General features: G+C 37.5%; 6 protein-coding genes. All 6 read right to left on the reverse strand.

The features are described 5' to 3' along the window. Positions 1-52: 52 nt before the first annotated feature. The 6 genes from O6P32_RS02615 to O6P32_RS02640 are packed head-to-tail and all read right to left on the reverse strand — an operon-like array spanning position 53 to position 7,043. The gene (locus O6P32_RS02615) at positions 53-1,858 is read right to left on the reverse strand and encodes a V-type ATP synthase subunit I (protein WP_269876608.1); all 1,806 of its coding nucleotides are present in this window, start codon (positions 1,856-1,858) and stop codon (positions 53-55) included. After that, positions 1,855-2,460 (reverse strand): V-type ATP synthase subunit D, encoded by a 606-nt coding sequence (locus O6P32_RS02620; protein ID WP_269876610.1) that lies wholly within the window; start codon positions 2,458-2,460, stop codon positions 1,855-1,857. The genes O6P32_RS02615 and O6P32_RS02620 overlap by 4 nt, the downstream gene beginning before the upstream one ends. A 20-nt stretch (positions 2,461-2,480) precedes the next feature. Beyond that, positions 2,481-3,800 (reverse strand): V-type ATP synthase subunit B, encoded by a 1,320-nt coding sequence (locus O6P32_RS02625; protein WP_178267147.1) that lies wholly within the window; start codon positions 3,798-3,800, stop codon positions 2,481-2,483. A 30-nt stretch (positions 3,801-3,830) separates the two neighbouring features. Next, positions 3,831-5,588, reverse strand: a complete 1,758-nt coding sequence (locus O6P32_RS02630) for a V-type ATP synthase subunit A (RefSeq protein WP_269876611.1) — start codon at positions 5,586-5,588, stop codon at positions 3,831-3,833. Between the two features lie 15 nt (positions 5,589-5,603). Beyond that, entirely contained in the window at positions 5,604-6,443 is an 840-nt protein-coding gene (locus O6P32_RS02635; RefSeq protein WP_269876613.1) for a DUF2764 family protein, read from the reverse strand. A gap of 9 nt (positions 6,444-6,452) precedes the next feature. Further along, positions 6,453-7,043: a hypothetical protein gene (locus O6P32_RS02640; RefSeq protein ID WP_178267150.1), complete on the reverse strand. Its 591-nt coding sequence runs from the start codon at positions 7,041-7,043 to the stop codon at positions 6,453-6,455. Positions 7,044-7,742 lie beyond the last annotated feature (699 nt).

Genomic DNA, 7,742 nt, shown 5'->3' on the forward strand with positions numbered 1-7,742 from the left:
TAATTTTAATTTTTGTTTTTATTATTATCTTTCTTTTAAAAGTTGTAACACTTTAGTTTTTAAAAGGTTTGTACTCCTTGCCTCCTCCTTCGTAACCGGCATTTTTGAAAAACTCTACAAAAGTAAGACGCATAGGGTGTACCATAGCTCCCAATACATTCATAAATATATTGATGGCATGTCCTATTACAAAGATCAACACCATTATAATAGGTCCTGCTACTGCATTGTCAGGACTCATTCCAACAGCCAAACTGTTAAATACGCTTGCCAAAATACCACCGGATAGTCCTAAAGCAAACAGACGAACGTATGAAAGGATATCACCTAACAAACCTGTAGCCATATTGTAACTATCCCATAAGCCTAAGCCTATGTTGACAAAAATATTTTTTCCCGGACTGTTATACAAATAAGCCATCAACGCTCCTATTATTAATATAACTGCATGTACGGTTCCTCCCATCGGCATTACAGCCGGTGCAGCAAATGCAATAGCTGTACTTACCAGAATAAGAATCCAGCCAATAGTAGCAATTGCATATTTTACACCAAACTGAATCGTCTGATTGACAGCTTTCAGAATCATACCAAAAATAATCTGCACTCCTCCCAAGATTAAAGAAAGATTAAACATTTGCTGATTATCCAGCGAAATGGTTTCCTTCATACTTTGGAAAAATGGAATATTGATATCATACAAGTTGAAACCAAAACAAGTACCAGTCAATAATCCGCAAACCATTGTGGAAGCTCCCAATAACTGTACCAACGTCAGTATGGATTTCATAGAACTGCTAAGTTGTTTTGCCACGATTCTATATATTGTTACAGCAAGCACCATGAACAATCCGTATCCACTGTCTCCCAAACAAAGCCCAAAAAAGAGCATAAAGAATGGGGCAAAGAATGGAGTCAGATCAAGCTCATTGTATTTCGGCAACATATATAGCTTCATAATAGGCTCAAACAAGCGGAAGAACCCTTTATTATTCAACAAAATAGGCACATTGTCTTCCGGAGTAGGATCTGCAATCTCATAATAAGCATCCTGCGTACTCAAAAATTGTTTGATTTCTTCTATACGTTGTGCAGGAGCCCATCCTTCCAACAACATCAACTTGTTGTCTGCCAAAGAGTCTGTATTCAAAACAACCTTAGAAAATTCTATTTGAGAATGTATAGCAGCCTGTGCAGCCTGCAAATCTGGAATTACAGTCTCTGCCATTTTTTTCAAATGAGAGGCTAATTCCTCGTCCTCTTTATGTAAACCTTCTACTTGTGCCTGTAATACATACAGACTTTGTTCCGGTAATTTAATAGCTTCTACATCAAGTTCTACACATTGATCTACTGATGTAATGGTTACAAAATATATTTTTGAACCAATGCGATTTATTTCCGTAGCATTATAGCAATCAACCCAACTCGGATCAAATTGTTTCTCTGCACAAACAAAGAAATTAATTTGATAACCGGCATCATGCAAGCGATGTATATCCTCAGGATTAAAATTGCCCCACGCTTCCAATGCTGAAACTTCTTTTTCTGCAGTCTGCAAACGATGAGCAACTTGCTGGCGTGCCTGCAACAAAGATTCAATCTCCTTCAAGGCCTGTTCGCCTCGCAACGCATCACCTACATGCTTTTCTGCCTCTACTCCTTGAGTTTGCATCAATTTAATAGCTGCAGAATAGCGACCAGACAAACGAATACTATCTTGCAAAGAAGTATTTTCAGCACCTCCCTGAGCTCTTTCTGCGATATGTACTACTCCTAACTCACGAATACTTTTCAAAAAAGCATCGTATTCTTTATGGTAGACTAAGAAAGTGAGTTTCTTCATTTTAGCAATCATACTTCAGCCTCCTTTCTTTTCTCTTGAATAGACTTCAGAATTTTCTGTGAAGATTTAGACAAATTCTCCTCATCCTCCATAAACCGCTTAATCTTTCTCAAGGCATCTTGATAACCGGGAATCTGGACTTTTTCAAAAAGATTCACTTTCTGAGTAGTCTTTTTACGCGCATGTTCCAGCAAGCCTAATTTGGCTAGCGTAAATTCGCGCTCTACCGCTGTTTGCGCCAATCCTTTCAGCAAATGAATTCCATCTGCATACCATTTTGGACTGCAAAACAAACTAAACGGACGAATTTCAAAATCAACATCTTCCAGCAAAGGAACACGAACACCGGCAATTTTACGAACTCCCAAATGTACATCCTTTACTTTAATTAATGATGCATCAAATTCATTCCAGAGTGCGAACATGGCTTCGTATGTCTGAATCTGAACTTCCAGACGTTTCTCCAGTTCCAAAGCTTCTGTTTTGCAGCGCTTTACTTCGAGGCGCAATGCACTTTCCTTATTCTTTATAATAGGAAGTGTACGCACACGAACTTTGAGCTGCTTCTCAAGCTGTTGCAATGAAGTCTTGTTATATTGAAATTTTATAGCCATCTCTCTGTTAATTTAATGGATCACTTTTGCCAATACTGATCGACAAATTCTTTCTTGATGTTAACTTCCTCCGGCTTAAAGTATTTGCTAAACAATCCCCAAGTTACATCCAACATTTCTGTTGTATTCAGGTTTACGTCAATAGCCAACAATTGATTAGCATAATCTTTAGCAAAGGCCAAAGCACGTTCGTCATAATTGGTCAAATCGAAACCATTTTCCATTTTTGTTTTCGCATTGGCCGCATCAGCGTACAAACGAACAGCTGCATTCATTACCTGCGGATGATCTTTACGAGTTTTCTTACCACTCACCAATTGTTTCAAACGTGACAATGAACGGAACGGATCCACAATAACCTTACCGATATCACTATCACGGCGCAAGAACAACTGACCTTCTGTAATATAACCGGTGTTATCAGGTACGGCATGTGTAATATCTCCTCCCGACAATGTGGTAACGGCAATAATTGTAATAGAACCTCCACTAGGGAACTGTACTGCCTTTTCATAAATCTTAGCTAAGTCTGAATACAATGAACCCGGCATAGAGTCCTTAGAAGGAATTTGATCCATACGGTTAGATACGATAGCCAATGCATCCGCATAAGAAGTCATATCTGTCAGCAGCACCAATACTTTTTGGTTATGCTCTACTGCAAAATATTCTGCAGCAGTCAACGCCATATCCGGAATCAGCAAACGTTCAACCGGAGGATTTTCTGTTGTATTCACAAAACTGATAATACGGTCCAAAGCTCCGGCATTTGAAAAGACATTCTTAAAGTACAGGTAGTCATCATTAGTCATACCCATACCTCCTAGAATAATCTTATCTGTTTCTGCACGAAGAGCCACATTGGCCATCACTTGATTGAAAGGTTGGTCAGGGTCAGCAAAAAACGGAATTTTCTGTCCTGATACCAATGTATTATTCAAGTCGATACCAGCAATACCAGTTGCAATCAGCTCAGAAGGCTGCTTTCTACGTACCGGATTTACAGAGGGACCACCAATTTCAACTTCTGTTCCTTCTATTTCAGGTCCTCCGTCAATCGGTTCACCAAAAGCATTAAAGAAACGTCCTGCCAATTGCTCACTTACTTTCAATGTAGGAGATTTACCTAAAAATACTACTTCAGCATCGGTAGGAATACCTTCTGTTCCTTCAAATACCTGCAAAGTAACTTCATCACCTGCAATTTTTACGACCTGTGCAAGTTTTCCATTTACCATAGCCAATTCATCATAACCTACTCCCGTTGCTTTCAAGGAGCAAGTTGCTTTCGTAATCTGGCTAATCTTTGTATATATCTTTTGAAAAGCTTTTGTTGCCATCTTTTAAATAGTTTATTAATGAATCACCACTTATTTCACACTTCTTTCGGCAACCAATTCCTGCAATTGCTGTTGGAATGCCACATATTGTTCCGAACGGAAGCGAGCATAGTTCATCTGCTTACAGATGTTAATCATCTTTTTAAAGTAATCCATTACTTCCACGAAATTATCAAAGGCAAATTCTGTGTGGCAAATATCTATAATCATATTTACCAATTCTTCTTGTCTTTCCATTGGAGTAACAGCATCTACTTCATCAAAAGCATCCTGCTGTAAAATCACAAAGTCAATCAATTCTGACTTCCAAAAGATGACATGATATTCTACTGGCACACCATCATCACCCAAAATGTTAATCTGCTCTGCAATTTCCTTACCGCGCAATAAACGAGTCTTTAACTCATTTACTTTACCAATCCATTTATCATTGATTCGTTTTGTGATATACTCTTCAAATTCCGGATATTCCAAATACTTAGAATAAGAATCAATTGGATTTACGGCTGGATAACGTTTACGGTCTGCACGTTCCTGTTCCAAAGCATAGAAACAACGAGCAACTTTCTTTGTATTTTCTGTCACAGGCTCTTTCAAGTTACCACCTGCCGGTGATACAGTACCGATAAATGTAATAGAACCTGTTGCCCCATTATTCAAATGTACGAAACCTGCACGGCCATAGAAGTTGGAAATAATGGCTGAAATATCCATCGGGAATGCATCCGGACCAGGAAGTTCTTCCATACGATTCGACATTTCACGCAACGCCTGTGCCCAACGAGAAGTTGAATCGGCCATCAACAAAACTTTTAACCCCATCGCACGGTAAAACTCTGCCATAGTCATGGCTGTATACACAGAAGCTTCACGAGCTGCCACAGGCATGTTTGATGTATTGGCTACAATAATTGTACGCTCCATCAACTTACGTCCTGTATGTGGATCGACCAATTCAGGGAACTCGGTAAAGATTTCTACAACTTCGTTTGCACGTTCACCGCAAGCTGCAATAATTACAATGTCGGCCTCGGCCTGTTTTGAAATAGCGTGCTGCAAAACGGTTTTTCCTGTACCAAAAGGACCAGGGATAAAACCTGTACCCCCTTCTACTATTGGATTAACAGTATCAATGACACGTACACCTGTTTCCAGAAGTTTATATGGACGCGGTTTTTCCTTGTAATTGGTCATTGCTTTCTTAACAGGCCATTTCTGAATCATATTTACAGAAATATCTTTGCCATCTTTATCTGTCAGCACAACGACCGTATCTTCGATTGTATATTCACCTTCCGGCACAATGGATTTTACTTTATAGGTATCAGATAATTGGAAAGGTACCATAATCTTCAATGGTTGGTGATTTTCTTCTACTTCACCTAACCAAGCTGAAGGTCCCACCTCTGTTCCAACTTCTACTATAGGTTTAAAATGCCATTTTTTCTCTTTATCCAAAGGATATGTATATTGTCCTCTTTTCAAGAAGACTCCTTCCATTTTATCCAAGTCATTCTGCAATCCGTCATAATTCTTCGAAAGCATACCTGGACCCAATGTAACTTCCAACATATGACCAGTAAACTCAGCCTCGGCACCGACCTTCAAGCCACGTGTACTTTCGAAAACCTGTACATACACGTTCTTTCCAACCACCTTAATTACTTCGGCCATTAAACGGTCTCCTCCAGTTGTAATATAACAGATTTCATTCTGTGCAACCGGACCGTCAACTGTCAATGTTACCATATTGGCGATAACGCCTAAAACAGTTCCTTTTGTTGCCATTCTATATTGATTTTACTATTTTCTAAATTCTTCCGGTATCTGAACCTCACTCTTCAATTTTTCTATCATCTGTCTGAATAGCTCATTGCCTTTCTCTTTATCTAAAGAAATCCAACGCTCTATCATCTCCAGTTGTAGTAAAAAGACAAATACACGTTCTATTGTGAAATAATGGAAAAATGATTCTTTTTCCAACCAATTCCACTTAAGTTGATCTATCTTTTTTTCACGTTCTACCAAGTCTTCAATTTCTGCAATATGTAACAACGATTCAAAATAATCCAGTTTCTCGCTTAATCCAAAGTCTCGGGCATTCGATGTTCGAAGTTGTTCACATACTTCTGTATGACCAACAATCACATTGGAAACATCCTGCTTGTATTTTCTGGCCGCAAAAGCAGCTAAAATATTATTCAGATTCAAATTAAATTCAAACCAAGCAGAAATAAATTTATTCTTACATGACATTGCGTATTCATAGTACATAGAAGCCATCAGGTCTTCTGCATAATACAAATTTTCAGTTGGTAATGCCAAATATTGAGAAATAAAATCATAGAAATAAAAAGGATATTTTCTATCCTGAGACTCGTCATCACGAACTGCGTCAATCAATTGAAGTAATTCTACAGAAGGAAAAATTCCCCTTTCCTCCACCTTTGCATCCTTATTCTTCAGCAGCTTCAATAAATCTTTATTGTCGTATTGCAGATAAAATAAATCTATCAACTTTTTATCCTTATCGGATAATTCAGGATACAATTCAGATTTAAAGTTAGCAACATTATAATTTAGTTTACCATCCTCTAAAGAAATATCTGGCAAACCGGCTACCAAGCAATAGTAATTACTCATACGCTTTTGTTAAAACAACATTTCTACCAGCTGAGGACGTAAGAACTCTTTAAAGTAATTTTCAAACTCCTCTTCCCCAAAATTCACCTTATAAGAGCCATCAGCCGGTGAAATAGAGAATAAAGTTTTTCTACCATTTACTTGTTCTATTTTAACGCCTTTATCCAATAACTGCTTTGCATTAGAAGCAAAATATTTCTTCAAAGCTTCTGCGTCATTCACTGAAATTACAATATCCTCATTGGAAGACCACTTTTCAGCTAAAGCAACAATAAAATTATTCAAAAAAGATTTATCAGAAGTAGCACCCTTAACAGCTTCTGTAATTGTTTGTTCGGTTAGCAAATTAACAATTTCAGTTTTCAGTGCATTCACAGCTTGTCCTGCAAATAGTTTCAACTCAGCTTTTGTATTTTCTGATAACTCATCAGCAGATTTACGAGCTCCTGTTATAATGGATTCAGCCTCTTTCTGTGCGTCTTCTATTAATTTTTGAGCTTCTTTCTGGGCATTACTAATAAGACGCTGTGCTTCTTCATTTCCTTTTTCCACACCTTCGCGATAAATCTTATCAGTAAGCTCCTGAATTTTATTTTCCATGATTACTATATTTTAAGAATTACAATTACTTTACTACCATAACTCTATTATTACGGAAGCCAAATATAATAAATTCAAGAAAAATAAATCCTATTTTATTTTTAAAATTTATCACGATATAAACAATATGCTATATTTCATGTTGTACAGCAGAAAAAACGAACTATATCTATAGCATATTTCTTTCTTATTTCAATTTGAAACATAATTATGTAAGGTAGACCTAATAATAAGAGAATATTACTTATCACAAGGAAAACAAAAAATAGTTCACAAACAAAAAAATATATATTTCCTATCACATGTAATCATTCTCTGTTGTCAAGTCTTTTCTTCTATTGACAGAGCAATTCTCTTTATCAAACTTTCCTCCATTGCCGCATAAAGTTTACAGATAAGGGTACAGAAGCATCCATTCGATACAGGAATAAAAAAAGTACATCCACAACGCAACATATCCAAAAGATCAGGGATAGAAATAAAAGCTCCAAAAAAGAATCATGTCAAGCAGGAAACAAACCTTCAGAAGCAGAGGATGCATACACACATCACCCACAGCCGGACACGCCATGATTCTAACACGCTGAAGATTTCCACAAGTCCTGCACGATTCCGCCAATACAGCTGCCGGGAACCATGCATCAGACGGGATTTAAGAATAAAGCAGGACGTACTCAGGATTTTCCTCTTTACATAAAA

The organism is Phocaeicola acetigenes, from assembly GCF_027529745.1.
Taxonomy (GTDB): domain Bacteria; phylum Bacteroidota; class Bacteroidia; order Bacteroidales; family Bacteroidaceae; genus Phocaeicola; species Phocaeicola acetigenes.

Bases quoted from the DNA above. Each gene is read 5' to 3' on its own strand.
- O6P32_RS02615 (WP_269876608.1), bottom strand. From the start codon at position 1,858: ATGATTGCTAAAATGAAGAAACTCACTTTCTTAGTCTACCATAAAGAA.
- O6P32_RS02620 (WP_269876610.1), bottom strand. From the start codon at position 2,460: ATGGCTATAAAATTTCAATATAACAAGACTTCATTGCAACAGCTTGAG.
- O6P32_RS02625 (WP_178267147.1), bottom strand. From the start codon at position 3,800: ATGGCAACAAAAGCTTTTCAAAAGATATATACAAAGATTAGCCAGATT.
- O6P32_RS02630 (WP_269876611.1), bottom strand. From the start codon at position 5,588: ATGGCAACAAAAGGAACTGTTTTAGGCGTTATCGCCAATATGGTAACA.
- O6P32_RS02635 (WP_269876613.1), bottom strand. From the start codon at position 6,443: ATGAGTAATTACTATTGCTTGGTAGCCGGTTTGCCAGATATTTCTTTA.
- O6P32_RS02640 (WP_178267150.1), bottom strand. From the start codon at position 7,043: ATGGAAAATAAAATTCAGGAGCTTACTGATAAGATTTATCGCGAAGGT.